16 protein-coding genes are annotated in these 15,985 nt (G+C 71.2%); 12 read left to right on the top strand and 4 right to left on the bottom strand.

Translation table 11 applies throughout. From position 1 onward, the window contains the following. The first annotated feature begins 32 nt into the window (after positions 1-32). The 3 genes from GA0070619_RS14285 to GA0070619_RS14275 are packed head-to-tail and all read left to right on the top strand — an operon-like array spanning position 33 to position 3,774. Positions 33-1,310 carry a lysine N(6)-hydroxylase/L-ornithine N(5)-oxygenase family protein gene (locus tag GA0070619_RS14285; RefSeq protein WP_088951794.1) on the top strand — a complete coding sequence of 426 codons (1,278 nt, stop codon included), beginning with the start codon at positions 33-35 and terminating at the stop codon, positions 1,308-1,310. After that, complete coding sequence (locus tag GA0070619_RS14280; RefSeq protein ID WP_088948519.1) at positions 1,307-1,930, top strand: GNAT family N-acetyltransferase; 624 nt, start codon at positions 1,307-1,309, stop codon at positions 1,928-1,930. Before GA0070619_RS14285 ends, GA0070619_RS14280 begins: the two co-directional genes overlap by 4 nt. A 20-nt stretch (positions 1,931-1,950) precedes the next feature. Next, the gene (locus GA0070619_RS14275) at positions 1,951-3,774 is read left to right on the top strand and encodes an IucA/IucC family protein (RefSeq protein ID WP_088951793.1); all 1,824 of its coding nucleotides are present in this window, start codon (positions 1,951-1,953) and stop codon (positions 3,772-3,774) included. Positions 3,775-3,784: 10 nt separating this feature from the next. On the opposite strand, the gene GA0070619_RS14270 is transcribed toward GA0070619_RS14275, so the two are convergent. Further along, positions 3,785-4,258 carry a MarR family winged helix-turn-helix transcriptional regulator gene (locus GA0070619_RS14270; RefSeq protein ID WP_088948518.1) on the bottom strand — a complete coding sequence of 158 codons (474 nt, stop codon included), beginning with the start codon at positions 4,256-4,258 and terminating at the stop codon, positions 3,785-3,787. Between the two features lie 138 nt (positions 4,259-4,396). Between GA0070619_RS14270 and GA0070619_RS14265 the strand changes: the two genes are divergently transcribed. Both GA0070619_RS14265 and GA0070619_RS14260 read left to right on the top strand, forming a co-directional pair. Then, the gene (locus tag GA0070619_RS14265) at positions 4,397-4,957 is read left to right on the top strand and encodes an NADPH-dependent FMN reductase (RefSeq protein WP_088948517.1); all 561 of its coding nucleotides are present in this window, start codon (positions 4,397-4,399) and stop codon (positions 4,955-4,957) included. A gap of 106 nt (positions 4,958-5,063) precedes the next feature. Next, on the top strand, positions 5,064-6,353 hold the full coding sequence (locus tag GA0070619_RS14260) for an MFS transporter (RefSeq protein WP_088948516.1): 1,290 nt from the start codon (positions 5,064-5,066) through the stop codon (positions 6,351-6,353). Between the two features lie 53 nt (positions 6,354-6,406). Here the strand turns inward: GA0070619_RS14260 and GA0070619_RS14255 are convergent, their stop codons facing one another. Then, a complete protein-coding gene (locus GA0070619_RS14255; RefSeq protein ID WP_088948515.1) occupies positions 6,407-6,892 on the bottom strand; it encodes a GNAT family N-acetyltransferase in 486 nt (161 codons plus the stop codon). 132 nt (positions 6,893-7,024) lie between these two features. On the opposite strand from GA0070619_RS14255, the gene GA0070619_RS14250 reads away from it, so the two are divergent. Next, the gene (locus tag GA0070619_RS14250) at positions 7,025-7,687 is read left to right on the top strand and encodes a fasciclin domain-containing protein (protein ID WP_088948514.1); all 663 of its coding nucleotides are present in this window, start codon (positions 7,025-7,027) and stop codon (positions 7,685-7,687) included. Positions 7,688-7,738: 51 nt separating this feature from the next. Here the strand turns inward: GA0070619_RS14250 and GA0070619_RS14245 are convergent, their stop codons facing one another. Continuing rightward, positions 7,739-8,752, bottom strand: coding sequence for a phosphotransferase family protein (locus GA0070619_RS14245; RefSeq protein ID WP_088948513.1), 1,014 nt, complete (start codon positions 8,750-8,752; stop codon positions 7,739-7,741). After that, positions 8,749-9,822 carry a LacI family DNA-binding transcriptional regulator gene (locus GA0070619_RS14240; protein WP_088948512.1) on the bottom strand — a complete coding sequence of 358 codons (1,074 nt, stop codon included), beginning with the start codon at positions 9,820-9,822 and terminating at the stop codon, positions 8,749-8,751. Before GA0070619_RS14240 ends, GA0070619_RS14245 begins: the two co-directional genes overlap by 4 nt. A gap of 124 nt (positions 9,823-9,946) precedes the next feature. On the opposite strand from GA0070619_RS14240, the gene GA0070619_RS14235 reads away from it, so the two are divergent. The 6 genes from GA0070619_RS14235 to GA0070619_RS14210 all read left to right on the top strand — a co-directional run bounded on the left by GA0070619_RS14235 (position 9,947) and on the right by GA0070619_RS14210 (position 15,965). Then, positions 9,947-10,663, top strand: a complete 717-nt coding sequence (locus GA0070619_RS14235; RefSeq protein ID WP_088948511.1) for a cupin domain-containing protein — start codon at positions 9,947-9,949, stop codon at positions 10,661-10,663. Between the two features lie 165 nt (positions 10,664-10,828). Then, positions 10,829-11,800, top strand: a complete 972-nt coding sequence (locus tag GA0070619_RS14230; RefSeq protein ID WP_088948510.1) for an ABC transporter permease — start codon at positions 10,829-10,831, stop codon at positions 11,798-11,800. A 23-nt stretch (positions 11,801-11,823) separates the two neighbouring features. Then, a complete protein-coding gene (locus GA0070619_RS14225) occupies positions 11,824-12,828 on the top strand; it encodes an ABC transporter substrate-binding protein (RefSeq protein WP_088948509.1) in 1,005 nt (334 codons plus the stop codon). Positions 12,829-12,832: 4 nt separating this feature from the next. Then, a complete protein-coding gene (locus GA0070619_RS14220; protein ID WP_088948508.1) occupies positions 12,833-13,627 on the top strand; it encodes an ABC transporter ATP-binding protein in 795 nt (264 codons plus the stop codon). Positions 13,628-13,665: 38 nt separating this feature from the next. Then, positions 13,666-14,817, top strand: a complete 1,152-nt coding sequence (locus tag GA0070619_RS14215; protein WP_088948507.1) for a Gfo/Idh/MocA family protein — start codon at positions 13,666-13,668, stop codon at positions 14,815-14,817. Beyond that, entirely contained in the window at positions 14,814-15,965 is a 1,152-nt protein-coding gene (locus GA0070619_RS14210; protein WP_088948506.1) for a dihydrodipicolinate synthase family protein, read from the top strand. Before GA0070619_RS14215 ends, GA0070619_RS14210 begins: the two co-directional genes overlap by 4 nt. Positions 15,966-15,985 lie beyond the last annotated feature (20 nt).

Genomic DNA, 15,985 nt, shown 5'->3' with positions numbered 1-15,985 from the left:
CGATGAACTCCAATCTGGGCCTGGAGGGCCGGATGTCCACCCACGACTTCATCGCCATCGGGCTGGGCCCGTACAACCTGGGCCTGGCCTGCCTCACGGCGCCGATCGACGAGCTGGACGGGGTGTTCCTGGAGGCCCGCCCGAGCCTCGCCTGGCACCCCGGCATGCTGCTGGAGTCGGCGCGGCTGCAGACCCCGTTCATCGCCGATCTGGTCAGCCTCGCCGACCCGACGTCGCCGTACTCCTTCCTCAACTACCTCAAGGAGATCGGCCGGCTCTACCCGTTCTACATCCGGGAGAGCTTCTACCCGCTGCGCAGCGAGTACGACGCGTACTGCCGGTGGGCGGCGGCGAAGCTGCCGAACGTGCGCTTCGGTCAGACCGTGACCACTGTGGAGTACGACGCCGCCGACGACCGGTACGTGGTGCGGGCCAGCACCGGCACCGGAGAGACCGTCGAGTACGCGGCCCGGCACCTGGTGCTCGGCACCGGCACCCCGCCGTACCTGCCCGACGCCGTCGCCGCGCTGCCCGGGGACGCCGTGCACAACTCCCGTTACCTGGAGCACCGGGCGGCGCTGCGCACCAAGCGCAGCATCACCGTGGTGGGCAGCGGGCAGAGCGCCGCCGAGATCTACCACGACCTGCTCGGTGACATCGACCGGTACGGCTACCAGCTCAACTGGGTGACCCGTTCGCCGCGGTTCTTCCCGCTCGAATACACCAAGCTGACGCTGGAGATGACCTCACCGGACTACGTGGACTACTTCCACGCTCTGCCCGAGGCGACCCGCTACCGGCTGGAGACCGAGCAGAAGGGCCTGTTCAAGGGGATCAACGCGGATCTGATCAACGAGATCTTCGACCTGCTGTACGCGCATACCGTCGACGGACCGGTGAACACCCGCCTGCTCACCAACACCGAGCTGGTCGGGGCCGATCACCAGGACGGGGTGTACACGCTCGGGCTGCGTCAGGTGGAGCAGGAGCGGGACTTCACAGTGCGTACCGAGGGGTTGGTGCTGGCGACCGGCTACCACTACCGGGTGCCGGAGTTCCTCACGCCGGTGCGTGACCGGATCCGCTGGGACGGGCACGGCCGGTTCGACGTGGCCCGCAACTACAGCATCGACCACAGCGGGCGGGGCATCTTCCTGCAGAACGCGGGCACCCACACGCACAGCATCACCTCGCCGGACCTGGGCATGGGCCCCTACCGCAACTCCTGGATCATCCGTGAGCTGCTCGGCCGGGAGTACTACCCGATCGAGAAGAGCATCACCTTCCAGGAGTTCGGGGTGACGTCGTGAGCGTCGTCTTCGCCCGCTCCGACCATCGGCTCGGCGAGTTCGCCCTGCGTACGCTCGACCTGGACACCGACGCCGCGCTGCTGCACACCTGGGTGACCCACCCGAAGGCGGCGTTCTGGCTGATGCAGGACGCCGGCCTGGCCCGGGTGACCGAGGAGTACCAGCGGATCGCCGAACACCCGCACCACGACGCGTACCTCGGGCTGTGGCGGGGGAGTCCCGCCTTCCTCGCCGAGCGCTACGACCCGGCCCACGTCGAGCTGGCCGGCCTCTACGACCACCAACCCGGTGACGTGGGCATGCACTTCCTCTGCGCGCCCGTCGGCACTCCGGTGCACGGCTTCACCCGGGCGGTCCTCGGCACCGTCATGGCGTGGCTCTTCGACGACCCCGCGACCAGACGGGTGGTGGTCGAGCCGGACGTCCGCAACACGGCCGTGCACGCGCTGAACGCCGCCGTCGGCTTCGAGGTCGTCGGCCCGATCGCCAAGCCCGAGAAGGACGCGCTGCTCAGCGTCTGCACCCGAGCCCAGTTCCAGGCCGCCGACCTCGCCGCCGCAGACCGCCCCGCCGACGCTGACCGCGCTGCCGCCGCCCGAACCGAAGGAGCCCCGGCGTGACCGCCACCGCCGTTCCCACCCTGACGCCAGCCGCCGCCGGGCACGCCGCTTCCGGAGACCCGGTCGGGCACCTCACCCCGCAGCGCTGGGCCCGGGCCAACCGGCTGCTGGTCCGCAAGGCGCTCGCCGAGTTCACCCACGAACGACTGCTCGCACCGGAGCCCGTGCCAGGCCCCGACGACCGACAGTTCTACGAGGTCCGCAGCGACGACGGCACTGTCACCTACCGCTTCGCCGCGCGGGTGCTCGCCCTGGCGCACTGGCAGATCGACGCTGACAGCATCACCCGGCACCGCGACGGCACGCCGCTGCCACCCGACGCGGTGGATTTCATCGTCGAGCTGCGCGGCACCCTCGGGCTCTCCGCGCGGGTGCTCCCGGTCTACCTGGAGGAGATCACCTCGACGCTGGCGGGCACCGCGTACAAGCTGGCCAAGGCCGCGCCGAGCGCCGCCGAGCTGGCCACTGCGGACTTCCAGACCATCGAGACGTCGATGACCGAGGGCCACCCCTGCTTCGTGGCCAACAACGGCCGCCTCGGCTTCGGCGTCGACGAGTACCACCGCTACGCGCCAGAGACCGCCGAGGCGGTACGCCTGGAGTGGCTCGCCGCGCACCGGGACCACTCGACGTTCAGCAGCGCCGCCGACCTCGACTACGACGCGCTGATCGAGAGCGAGCTGGACGCGCAGACCCGGGCCCGGTTCGGGGCCACGATGGCCGACCTGGGCCTCGACCTCGCCGACTACCACCTGATCCCCGCGCACCCGTGGCAGTGGTGGAACAAGCTGGCGGTCACCTTCGCCGGGGAGCTGGCCGAACGTCGGCTGGTGCACCTCGGCCCCGGGCCGGACGCGTACCTCGCCCAGCAGTCCATCCGCACCTTCTTCAACGTGAGCGAGCCGAGCCGGCACTACGTGAAGACGGCGCTGTCGGTGCTGAACATGGGCTTCATGCGGGGGTTGTCGGCCGCGTACATGGCGGCCACCCCGGCGATCAACGACTGGCTGGCCGACCTGATCGCGCGCGACGAGGTGCTGACCGGCACCGGCCTGACCGTGATCCGGGAACGGGCCGCTGTGGGTTACCGGCACCGGCAGTACGAGGCGGCGACCGACCGCACCTCCCCGTACCGGAAGATGTTGGCCGCCCTGTGGCGCGAGAGCCCGGTGCCCGACCTGGCGCCGGGGCAGCGACTGTCCACCATGGCCGCGCTGCTGCACGTGGACAACGACGGCGGCTCGCTGGCCGCGGCGCTGATCGCCCGGTCCGGGTTGGCGCCCGAGGTCTGGCTGCGTCGCTACCTGGACGCCTACCTGACCCCGCTGCTGCACAGCTTCTACGCCCACGACCTGGCGTTCATGCCGCACGGCGAGAACGTCATCCTGGTCCTCGACGAGCACGACACGGTCGAGCGGGTGATCTTCAAGGACATCGCCGAGGAGATCGCGGTGATGAGCGCCGACGTCGAGCTGCCCGCCGAGGTGGAGCGGATCCGGGTCGACGTGCCCGACGACACCAAGCTGCTGACCATCTTCACCGACGTGGTGGACTGCTTCCTGCGTCACCTCAACGCGGTCCTGGTCGAGGCCGGCGTGCTCGCCGAGGACGACTTCTGGCGTACGGTCGCGGCCTGCGCGGCCGACTACTTCGACCGGGTGCCGCACCTGGCCGAGCGGGTCCGCCACTACGACCTGTTCGCCCCGGAGTTCACGTTGTCCTGCCTCAACCGGCTCCAGCTCCGCAACAACCAGCAGATGATCGATCTGGCCGACCCGTCGGCGGCTCTCCAGTTCGTCGGCACTCTCGTCAACCCGCTGGCGGCCCACGCGCCGACCCGCTGACCGCGGACTCTCAGCGGGTCGGCTCCGCCGTGCCGGCCCGCTGGAACGCACGGGCCAACTGGGCCAGGTCGAAGCCCTCGAAGTGCTGGAGGAACCGGCGGCGTACGGCGGCCAGGTGACTGGGCCAGGACTCCTGGAGGCGGGCGAAGCCGGCGTCGGTGAGGACGGCGTTCCAGCCGCGGGCGTCCTCCTCGCACCGTTCCCGCTTGACCAGCCCCTGCGTCTCCAACCGGATGATCGTGCGGGTCATGCCGCTGAGCGAGAGATGGCACAGCGCCGCGAGCTCGTGCATGCGCATCCGCCGGTCCGGTGCCTCCGACAGGTTCATCAGGGCGGTGTACTCGGTGAGTGGTAACTGACGGTCACCGACCATGTCTGCGTCGATCGCCCGGGGCAACACGTGCATCACCTGGCCCAGAGCGCGGACCAGGGCCTCCTCGTCGGGGTTGAGGGGTTGCGGCGTCGGCGCGGAGGGGTTGGACATCCTCATACCATACTTGTTTGACTGAGCAAATGGTTACCCTCCGTGTGACCACGACCATAACCAGAGTATTTGCTTGACCAATCAAGCACCGGTTAGCGTTCTGGCCGTCAGGCAAGGACCTCTGGAAGGGCACCACACATGACCAGGATCGGGATCATCCTCGGAAGCACCCGTCCGGGGCGTAACGGGGAAGCCGTCGCCCGCTGGGTGCTGGAGATCGCCAAGCAGCGCTCCGACGCGGAGTACGAGCTGATCGACCTGCTCGACTACCAGCTGCCGCACCTCGACGAGGCGTACCCGCCCTCGATGGGTCAGTACTCCCAGCCGCACACGCTGCGCTGGGCCGAGACGATCGCCTCGTACGACGGGTTCATCATCGTCACCCCCGAGTACAACCACTCCACCTCGGGCGCCCTGAAGAACGCGATCGACTTCCTCTACGCCGAGTGGAACAACAAGGCCGTCGGCTTCGTCAGCTACGGCTCGGTCGGCGGGGCGCGTGCCGTGGAGCACCTGCGTCTGATCTCCGGTGAGCTCCAGATGGCCGACGTGCGTTCGCAGGTCGCGCTGTCGCTCTTCACCGACTTCGAGAACTTCAGCACCTTCAAGCCCAACCAGTTCCAGCAGGACGCGCTGACCACCACGCTCGACCAGGTGGTCGCCTGGAGCTCCGCGCTCGCTCCGCTGCGCAAGGGCTGACCGTTTCGGGCTTACCGGCGGCGGCCGCGGGATCCTTCCCGCGGCCGCCGCCGCTGCCGGCATGTGCGGGCCAACCGGATCGGCGATGCGTACTACCCTCGGCCGCATGAGCCGACCTGCCGGCGCAGACCGGCCTCCGCTGTGGCGGGACCGCACCTTCGGCACGTACTGGGTCGCGCAGTCGCTCTCGGCGGCCGGCGACTCGTTCGCGTACCTGGCGGTGCCGCTGCTGGTGCTCCAGGCGACCGGGTCGGTGGCGCAGATGGGCCTGCTCACGGCCGTCGCGGGCGCGGCGTCCGTCGCCGCCGGGATCTTCGGCGGGGTGCTGGTCGACCGGTACGACCGCCGCACGCTGATGATCGTGGCAGACCTGACCCGTCTGGTGCTCTACGGCCTGGTGCCGCTGGCGTGGCTGGTGGGCCCGCAGGTGTGGCTGCTCTTCGTCGTGCTGCCGATCTGCGAGGCCGCCGGCATGGTGTTCCAGGTCGCTGCCGTCACAGCGGTCCGCAACCTCGTCGATCGTGATCGGCTCACCGAGGCCAATGGTCGGTTGCAGGCGACGTACGCGGCGGCGGCCGTCCTCGGGCCGCTGCTCGCCGGCGTGGTGTCGGCCCGCTTCGGCCCGTCGACCGCCATCGCCGTCAACGCGGCGAGTTTCGCGCTGTCCGCGGCGGGACTGTGGATGATCCGACTACGGCCCGCACCGGCCGACGGCGCCGCGACGGTGACCCGGGAGCGGCCGCTGGCCGAGTTCCTGGCCGGGGCGCGGTTCCTGTGGCGACAGCCCGTCCTACGCGCGCTGACCATCCTGCTGTCGGTGTTCATCTTCCTGACCTACGGCTTCGTCGACGTGCTCATCTACCACGTCACCCACGACCTCGGCGGCTCCGAGGGCACCGTCGGCACGGTGCTCGGCCTGGCGGCGCTGGGCACGGTCGCCGGCGCGCTGCTGGTGGCCCCGCTGCGCCGACGGCGCGGATTCGGCGCGACGTGGATCGGCGCCCACGCCGTCTGCGGGTTCGCGGTGGCGGGCGTCGGCATCGCGACGAGCGTGCCCGCTGTCACCGCGCTGACCGCCGTGTACCTGTGCTGCCTCAGCGTCGGCGGCATCTGCTCGATGTCGCTGCGCCAGGAGATCACCCCGGACCACCTGCTCGGCCGGGTCACGTCGGCGTTCTGGAGCACCCACTACGCGCTCGGTCCGGCTGGCGCAGTCGTGCTGACCTGGGCCGCCGCCCGGTTCGGCGTCGCGGCCGTCACGCTCGCGGCCGGAGCGGGGTGCCTGCTGGTAGCGGTCGGTGGCCTCTTCAGCCCGGTCCGCCGCGCCGGCTCCGAGCCAGCCGCTGCGCAGGTGGGACTCCGCGCCGCCCCGGCCGGCGGCACGGTCGGCGGGTGAGACGCCGCACCCCATCCGCCAGCCGCGTTCGGGCGTCCGCGAGACTCGGCCGCTCAGAACTCCTGGTACATGACGTGCAGCCCGACCCGGCCGAGGGCGGGATGGCGGAACGCGCCCGGCACCGTGCCGACCACCGCGAAGCCCTCCCGCCGGTACAACTCCACCGCCGACCGGTTGCTCTCCGCCACTGCGTTGAACTGCATGCCGGCGTACCCCTGCTCGCGGGCCCAGGTCAGGGCATCGCGGCACAGCGCGGTGCCCACGCCCCGGCCCCGCGCGTCGGCGGCGACCATGAAGCTCGCGGTCGACACGTGCGCGCCCGGCCCGGGCCGGTTGGTGCCCATCTTCGCGGTGCCGAGCACCCGCTCGCCGTCGACCGCCACGACCGTCCGACCTGGTGCCACCTCGACCCACATGCCGTACGACTGCTCGGCGGTCATCGCCGGGTCATAGGTGAAGGTCTCCTGTGCCCCGATCACCCCCTCGATGATCGGCCACACCTGCGACCAGTCCTGGTCGACGAACTCCCGAATCAGCACCGGGGGAGGTTAAGCCCGCGACGTGCCCCGGACAATCGGTTATCCCCGGGTGCATCCGAGTGGCGGTCCCGGTGCGAAGCATGGGTCGTGACGAGACGTCACGGATCCGACGCTTCGACGAAAGGCCCGCTGATGAAGATCGCACGACTCGCCGCCAGGATGGCGGTGGGCGCCATGGCCACCGCGCTGGCCACCACGGCCATCGCTGTGCCGGCCGCTCAGGCGACCGGCAAGGCCAAGTCGCTCGGCACGACCTCACTCGCCGCTGTGCTCACGAAGGACACCAGCGGCTTCGACCGCAACTCGCGGGACTTCGACGTGCTGACCGCGGCCGTGCTGGCCGTGCTGGAGGCCAAGCCGAACTCGCCGGTCAAGGTGCTCACCGACGGCACTGTCGCACTGACCGCGTTCATCCCCACCGACGCGGCCTTCCAGCAGTTGGTACGCGAGATCACGGAGGCGAAGAAGCTGCCGAGCGAGAGCGCGGCCTTCTCCGCCGTCGCCGGGCTGGGCATCGACACCGTCGAATCGGTGCTGCTCTACCACGTGGTGCCGGGCGCCACCATCGATCGCAAGACGGCGGTCCGGGCCGACGGCACGGACCTCAGCACCGCGCTCGGCTCGACCGTCGAGGTCGACGTGCGCACCTACCTGTACTTCTTCCGCCAGGTGCGCCTGATCGACGCCGACACCAACGACCGGGACGCCCGCGTCGTCACCTTCGACGTCAACAAGGGCAACCGGCAGATCGCGCACTCGGTGGACCGGGTGCTGCGCCCGATCGACCTGCCCTGACCGAGGGCGGGTGGCGTCCGACCACGCGTCGGGCGCCACCCGCGCCGGCCGTCAGGCCGAGGCGAGCGCGGCGAGCTCCTCGTCGAGCAGACCTGCCAGCCGGGCATGCCGCCCCGCGTGGGTGCGAACGGTCATGCCGCGGCTGGGCATCTCCACAGTCATCAGCAGGTACAGGTGCAGCCGGTAGAGACCCAACCGGCGGCGCGCGGAGGCGTCCAGCAGCAGCGGCTCGGCGGCGGTGGCCTGGTAGCCACGCAGCAGGGGATGCTCCGGTTCCTCCTCCACACGCCGGAAGAGCAGTGGCGAGACCAGGTCCAGCAGTGGATCGCCAAAGAGGAACCGTTCGCCGTCCACCAGGCCACGCAGCCGCCACCGGCCGTCCGGGTCGGGCGCGGCCAGCACGTTGCCGTCCCAGCAGTCGAAGTGCAGCAATGCCGGCCGGCGCACCTCGTCCAGCACGGCGGCGTGCCGCTGCACCAGCGCGTGCAGGCGTGCCGGGGTGACCGGCAGCCGGACGTTCCAGTCGGTCGCGTCGGCGAGCAGCGCATCGAGCATCGCCGTGAACGCGGCCCGCCAGGTCGACCCGCCGGGACGGTCGTCGTCGTACCCGAACCGGTCGCCGGCGACCTGGTGCAACGCGGCGAGGGCAACCCCGAGGTCGTATCGCGCCGGGCCGTCGTCGACACCACCCTCGACCAGGTCGACCAGCGACCGGCCGGGCAGCATCGCGGTGACCAACCACTCGCCGTACGCGGGGTCGGTGCCGTGGTGCAGCACTTCGGGCACCGGCACCTGCGGCGCACGCTCGGCGACGAGGTGGAAGTAGCGGGCCTCGGCCGCGCAGAGCCCGCGCTCGTAGCGCAGCAGTGGCGTCCCGGTCGGCGGGGCCAGCTTCAGCACCACCCGGCGGTCGTCGTCGAGGAGCGCCCACCAGACGGTCGCGTACCCGCCGCCGTCCAGTGGACCGGAGTCCCTGACCTGGACGTGCGACCCGAGTGAGGCGCGGAGCAGGTACGCCACCTCGTCCGGCCGGAGGGCACGCTGGGTGGGGCTGGCTCCGGTCACGGCCCTGCGTCACCCCGTCCGGCACGCGGGGCCGACGCGGCGGTGGCGGGGGAGGAACGCGGGGCGGGACCGGCGGTGTCGCGGCGAATCAGCTCGGCGGGGAGCACCTCGACCCGTGGTTCCGGCGCTCCGGCACCCAGCACCAGGGACATCGCGCGCACCCCCATGTCGACCAGCGGCAGTCGCACGGTGGTCAGCGCCGGGGTCACATCCCGGGCGATCGGCATGTCGTCGAAACCCACCACGGAAATCTGCTGCGGTACGGCCAGCCCGCGCGCGCGGAGTGTGGCGAGCGCGCCAATGGCCATCGAGTCGTTGAGCGCCACGATCGCGGTCAGCTCCGGGTCGGCGTCGAGCAGTCGGGCAGTGGCCTCCGCGCCGCCGTCGCGGTCGAACTCCGCGTACCGGATGCGCCGTTCCGGCAGCTCGCGGCCCTGCTCGGCGAGAGCCTGCCGGAGGCCGGCCAGCCGGTCGGTCGTGGTGGTCAGGATCCGCGGGCCGGCGACCACCCCGATCGCCCGGTGCCCCAGCCCGCACAGCTCCCGCCCGGCGAGGTAGCCGCCGGTCCGGTTGTCCGGCATCACCGCGTCGCCGGAGTGCTCGTGCCGGCCGATCACCGCCACCCGCCCGCCGGTGGCCTCGTACGCGGCGAGCTTCTCGTTGAGCTGCCGGGTGAACGCCTCGTCGTGGTAGCCGGAGCCGGCCAGGATCAGTGCCGCCACCTGGTGACCGCGTAGCAGCTCCACGTACTCCAGCTCGCGGTCCGGGTCCCGGTAGCTGTTGCAGATCATCAGCAGTCGACCCTGGTCGGTGGCGACGCGTTGCAGCCCACGGGTGATCTCGGCGAAGTACGGGTCGGAGACGTCGTGCACGATCACACCCACGGCGCTGCGGTGCGAGCGGGCCAGCAGCTGGGCATGGGCGTTCGGCACGTACTGCAACTCGGCGACGGCGGCGAGCACCCGCTCACGCAGCTCGTCGGTGACCGGCTTGCTGCTGCCGTTGATGACGCGGGAGGCGGTGGCGGGGGAGACGCCCGCGCGACGTGCCACATCGGACAGAGTCGCCATGGCCCGCCCCCTTGGTCTGTTGACGGCATTTCGCCGTGCCGGCTAGCGTCACGGTACCGCAGAGAAAGCCCTTTCCCGCAGGGAGGCCCGGCCATGTCCGATCGCTTCGCCGACGAGTCCTTCGATGCCTGACGGGCCGGCCCCGCTGCCCGGAGGGGTCGGGGTCTCCCGGCTGCGTGTCTACGACACCGTCGCTCCGGATGGCCTGGTCGGCGGCACGCCGCACGTGCACCTGTGCTGCACCGAGGGGTACGTGGTGACCGACGGCGAGGGCGCGGTGCAGACCCTGACGACCTCCGGCTTCCGGGAGACAGCCCTGCGGCCGGGGGTGGTGGTCTGGTTCGAGCCGGGCACCGTGCACCGTCTGGTCAACACCGGCGGGCTGGGCATCGTGGTGCTCATGCAGAACAGCGGCCTGCCCGAGGCTGGCGACGCGGTGCTGACCTTCCCTCCCGACGTGCTTGGCGATCCGGGCGCGTATGCCGCGGCGGCCGCGCTGCCCGACGGGGGAGCGCCGGGCGCGGACGTGCGGGCCGCGTACCGCAGGCGGGATCTGGCGGTGACCGGCTTCCAGGCGCTGCGGTCCGGCGGGCCGGCGGCGCTGGCCGCCTTCCACGCCGCCGCGGTCGCCCTGCGCCAGCCGCTGCTGGCGCGGTGGCGGCAGCGATGGGAGGCCGGCGCGGGCCGGGCCGCCGCCAGCACCGGCAGCCAGCTCGACGCCTTGGAGCGAGGCGACCCCCGTCACCTGGCCGAGGCCGGGGTGTACGCGGTGGACGAGCCGGTCGAGCGGGGTCGGCTCGGCATGTGCGGCCTGCTGGACACCTACCCGGCGGCCGTCTGACCGTCCCTTTAGGACAGCCGGTGGGTCACCAGGCATCGGTGGAAACAGATCGAGGAAAGGCCTTGCCCGGCGTGAGGGCGCCGCCTACGCTCCAGGAAAGCGTTTGCCTGATCCGCCGAACGGCCCGTCAAATCGGTGCCGTGCCGGGCCCCGAGGAGGTTCCGCGTGACCGAGAACTCTCTGGACACGGCGGGCCGGCAGGCCGCCGCCGAGGCGGCGGGCGGTGATTCGGCGGCTGCGGCCTCGCTCGCCTCCGCAACGTCGACACCCGCCGAGGATCCGAGCCGGTCCACAGCGGCCGGTCGACCGTCCGGAACCGGCGGCCGACCACCCCGACCGACGCTCGGTCGCCGGGCGGCGGCCTTCGCCGACTCGCTCTGGCGTCCGGCGCTGGTGCTCGCCGTCGTCTTCGCCGCGTGGTGGTTCGTGGCTGCGCAGGAGTACGTCCCGAACTACCTGGTGCCCACACCCGCCCAGGTCTGGGAGACGATGACCGGTCAGTGGTCCGAGCTGGCCCGACACACCCTCGTCACCCTCTACGAGACGGTGCTCGGCTTCGTGCTGGCCGCCGCACTGGGTCTGGCCACCGCGGTGGCCATCGCCTACTCCCGCACCCTCGACAAGGCGCTCTATCCGATCGTCCTGTTCGCACAGGTCATCCCGAAGATCGCCATCGCGCCACTCCTGGTGGTCTGGTTCGGCCTCGGCCTCACCCCGAAGATCATCCTGGCGGTGCTCATCGCGTTCTTCCCGGTGGTCATCTCCGGCGTGGCCGGACTGCGCTCCACCGACCCGGAGCTGCTCGACCTCGCCGCCACGATGGGCGCGGGGCCGTGGCGCACCTTCCGCAAGATCCGCTTCCCGAACGCGTTGCCGCACCTGATGGCCGGCCTGAAGGTGGCCGTCACCCTCGCGGTGGTCGGCGCCGTGGTCGGTGAGTTCGTGGGCGCCAGCGAAGGGCTCGGCTACGTCCTGTTGCTGGCCAACGGCAACCTCGACGCCCCGCTGCTGTTCGCCGACCTGATCCTGATGTCCGCCATCGGCATCGTCCTGTTCGTCCTGGTCGAGATCGCCGAGGCACTGCTCATCCCGTGGCATGCCAGCCGCCGCGCCGGCGTGTCCCTCACCACCTCCTGACCGACCCCATCACGGAGGCACCGATGAAACGCACCGCCACCACCATCCTGGCCACCGCAGCCCTGCTCCTCGCCGCCACCGGCTGCGGTGGGGACGACTCCGCCGGCAAGACCGGCGCCGACGGCAGCAAACAGGTCACCCTCACCCTCAACTGGGTGCCCTACGGCGAGCACGCGCCGTTCTACTATGGCCTGCAGAAGGGCTACTACTCCGCCGAGGGCATCGACCTGAAGATCCTGCCCGGCAACGGCTCGGGCAACACGGTCAAGCAGGTCGCCCAGAAGCAGACCGACTTCGGCTGGGCGGACAGCCCGGTGCTGCTCAAGTCGGTGGCCAGTGGGATGCCGGTGCGCAGCCTCGGCGCGTACCTGGAGAAGGGCCCGTCCTCGGTGGAGTTCTTCACCGAGGAGAACATCAAGACCCCGGCCGACCTCAAGGGCAAGACCGTCGGCGGTACGCCCGGCGACGCCCTCTACGCCACCTTCCCGGCCTGGCTGGAGAAGAACGGCGTCAAGAAGGACGAGGTCAAGGTCGTCAACGTGGACGCCGCCGGCAAGATCGCCGCCCTGGCCGAGGGCAAGGTCGACGCCATCATGGGCTTCTTCCACGACCAGGCGCCGACCATCGAGAGCAAGACCGGCAAGAAGGTCGACGTGCTGCTCTTCGCCGACTACGGCATGAACCTGCTCGGCACCGGGCTGATCGCCAACACCCAGACCCTGCAGAAGGACCCGGAGCTGGCCCGCAAGTTCGTCCGTGCCACCCAGAAGTCCTGGGCCGACGCCGCACGTGACCCGGCCGGAGCGGTCAGCGCGATGGTCGCTCTCGCCGAGAACGAGCCCGCTCCCGAGGTGCTCACCAAGCAGCTCACCCTCAACCTGCCGCTGCTCGGCTCCGAAGGGCCGCCCGGAGTGAACACCGAGGCCCAGTGGACCGAGACCATCGACCTGATGTCCCGTTACGCGGAGCTGAAGGACCCGGGGGCGCCCAACGCGTACTGGGACTCCTCGTACGCGGCGCAGGGGTGACGCCGTGACCGCCGCGCCGGCAGCCACCGGCACCGCCATCGGGTTGTCCGGGGTGACCGTACGGTTCACCTCCCGACGGTCGCAGACCACCGCGCTGGACGACGTCTCACTGGACATCGAGCCCGGGGAGTTCGTGACGATCGTCGGTCCGTCCGGCTGCGGCAAGTCCACCCTGCTGAAGATCGTCGCGGGGTTGGTCAAGCCGACCAGCGGTGCGGTGTCGCTGTTGCAGCGCCCGGTACGCGGCCCACAGAAGGAGATCGGTTTCGTCTTCCAGAAGGCCGCGCTGCTGGAGTGGCGCGGCGCCCGGGCCAACATCCTGCTCCAGGCCGAGATGCGCGGCATGGACCGGGCCCAGGCGTCCCGTCGGGCCGACGAGCTGATCGAGATGACCGGCCTGACCGGCTTCGAGAAGGCCCTGCCGCACGAGTTGTCCGGCGGCATGCAGCAGCGGGTGGCGCTCTGCCGTGCGTTGCTGCACTCCCCACCGGTGCTGCTGATGGACGAGCCGTTCGGCGCCCTGGACGCGCTGACCCGCGAGCAGATGAATGCCGAACTGCACCGGATCTGGCGGGAGACCGACACCACTGTGGTGCTGGTCACCCACTCCATCGCCGAGGCGGTCTTCCTCGGCACCCGGGTCGTGGTGATGAGCGCCCGGCCCGGCCGGATCATCCGCACCTTTCCGGTCGAGCTGCCGGCGCACCGCGACTACGCGCAGGTGATGTCGGACCCCCGTTTCGACCGCCTCGCCACCGACCTGCGTGGGTTGCTCGGCAGCGCGGCCGCCAACCACTGAGCGCGGATCGGCACGACCAGCACGACGGAAGGAACATCATGACCCGCAGGTCGATCGGCATCATCGTCAACGGAGTGACCGGAAGGATGGGCTACCGCCAGCACCTCGTCCGCTCGCTGCTGGCCATCCGCGAATCCGGCGGCGTGGCGCTGGCCGACGGCACGACCATCTGGCCGGAGCCAGTCCTGGTCGGGCGCAACGAGACGAAACTCCGGGAGCTCGCCGAGCGGCACGGCCTGACCGACTGGACCACCGACCTGACCTCGGCGCTGGCCCGCGACGACGTCGAGATCTACTTCGACGCCCAGGTGACCCAGCAGCGGGAGAAGGCGATCCGGCAGGCCATCGAGGCCGGCAAGCACATCTACACGGAGAAGCCGCTGGCCGAGGACACCGCCGCCGCGCTCGACCTGGCCCGGGCGGCGGACGCGGCCGGCGTACGCACCGGTGTCGTGCAGGACAAGCTCTTCCTGCCCGGCCTGCGCAAGCTCAAGCGCCTCATCGACGGCGGCTTCTTCGGCCGGATCCTCTCGGTGCGCGGTGAGTTCGGCTACTGGGTCTTCGAGGGCGACTGGCAGCCCGCTCAGCGTCCGTCGTGGAACTACCGGACCGAGGACGGCGGCGGCATCGTGGTCGACATGTTCCCGCACTGGCACTATGTGCTGGAGGAGCTGTTCGGCCGGGTCACCGCCGTGTCCTGCGTGACCGCCACCCACGTGCCCCAACGGGTCGACGAGACCGGTCAGGCCTACCAGGCGACCGCCGACGACGCCGCGTACGGGATCTTCGAACTCGACGGCGGCATCATCGCGCAGATCAACTCGTCCTGGGCCGTGCGTGTGTACCGCGACGAGCTGGTGGAGTTCCAGGTCGACGGCACCGAGGGCAGCGCCATCGCCGGCCTGCGCAACTGTCGGGTGCAGCACCGGGCGGTGACCCCGAAACCGGTGTGGAACCCGGACCTGCCGGCCACCGAGGACTTCCGGGCCCAGTGGGCCGAGGTGCCCGACAACGAGGAGTTCGACAACGGTTTCAAGGTGCAGTGGGAGGCGTACCTGCGGCACGTCGTGGCCGGTGAGCCGTTCCGGTGGGACTTCCTGGCCGGCGCACGCGGTGTGCAGCTCGCCGAGCTGGGGCTGCGCTCCGCCCGCGAGGGTGGTCGCATCGAGGTGCCGGAGCTGCGCTCATGACCGCCGAGGTGGTGTTGCCGGGCGGGCGACGGCACCGGCTGGCCGGGGGGAGCGGCTTCGCCCGCCCGGCCGCGCCAGCGACCAGCCGGATCGCGTACGCGGCAGCGCACGTCGTCGCCGACCCCACCGCGGAGAACGTGCCGGGCGCCCCGGCGACGGTGGACTGGGACACCACCCTCGCCTTCCGGCGGCACCTGTGGTCGTACGGGCTGGGGGTCGCCGAGGCGATGGACACCGCCCAGCGGGGGATGGGGCTGGACTACCCGGCGACCCGGGAGCTGATCCGCCGCAGTGCCGCCGAGGCCCGCGCGGCGGGCGGGTTGATCGTCGCGGGGGTCGGCACGGATCAGCTGCCCGCCGGCCCGGCCACCCTGGCGGCGGTCACCGCCGCGTACCTGGAGCAGCTCGACGACGTACGCGCTGCCGGCGCCCGGCCGGTGCTGATGTGCAGCCGACACCTGGCCGCCGCGGCGCGCGGGCCGGAGGACTACCTCCGGGTGTACGACGAGCTGCTGAGCGCCGCCGACGAGCCGGTGGTGCTGCACTGGCTGGGCCCGATGTTCGACCCGGCGTTGACCGGTTACTGGGGTGCGGTCGACCTGGAACTGGCCGCCGACACCGTCGTCGAGCTGATCAAGGCACACCAGTCGAAGGTGGACGGCATCAAGGTGTCGCTGCTCGACGCCGGCCGGGAGGTCGCGCTGCGCCGCAGACTGCCCGCCGGGGTACGCCTCTACACCGGTGACGACTTCCACTACCCGGAGCTGATCCGGGGCGACGAGGTGGGGCACTCCGACGCGCTGCTCGGGGTGTTCGCGGCCATCGCACCGGCCGCCGCCGCCGCGCTGGCCGTCCTGGACCGGGGAGACCTGGCCGCGTACGACGAGATCTTCGCGCCGACCGTGCCACTGGCCCGGCACCTGTTCGCGGCCCCGACCTGGCACTACAAGACAGGGATCGTCTTCCTGGCCTGGCTTGCCGGGCACCAGGACCACTTCACCATGGTCGGCGGCGCGCAGTCCGGCCGGTCCCCGGCACATCTGGCCACGCTGCTCACCCTGGCCGACGCGGCGGGACTGTTGCCGGACGCCGACCTGGCCGCCACCCGCGCCCGAGCGCTGTTCACGGTGGCGGGGGTGGAGCAGTGAGCGCGAGGAGTGAGCCGGTC

Origin of the sequence: Micromonospora zamorensis (assembly GCF_900090275.1) — a bacterium.
Taxonomy (GTDB): domain Bacteria; phylum Actinomycetota; class Actinomycetes; order Mycobacteriales; family Micromonosporaceae; genus Micromonospora; species Micromonospora zamorensis.
This window is presented reverse-complemented; position numbering and strand designations above follow the sequence as displayed.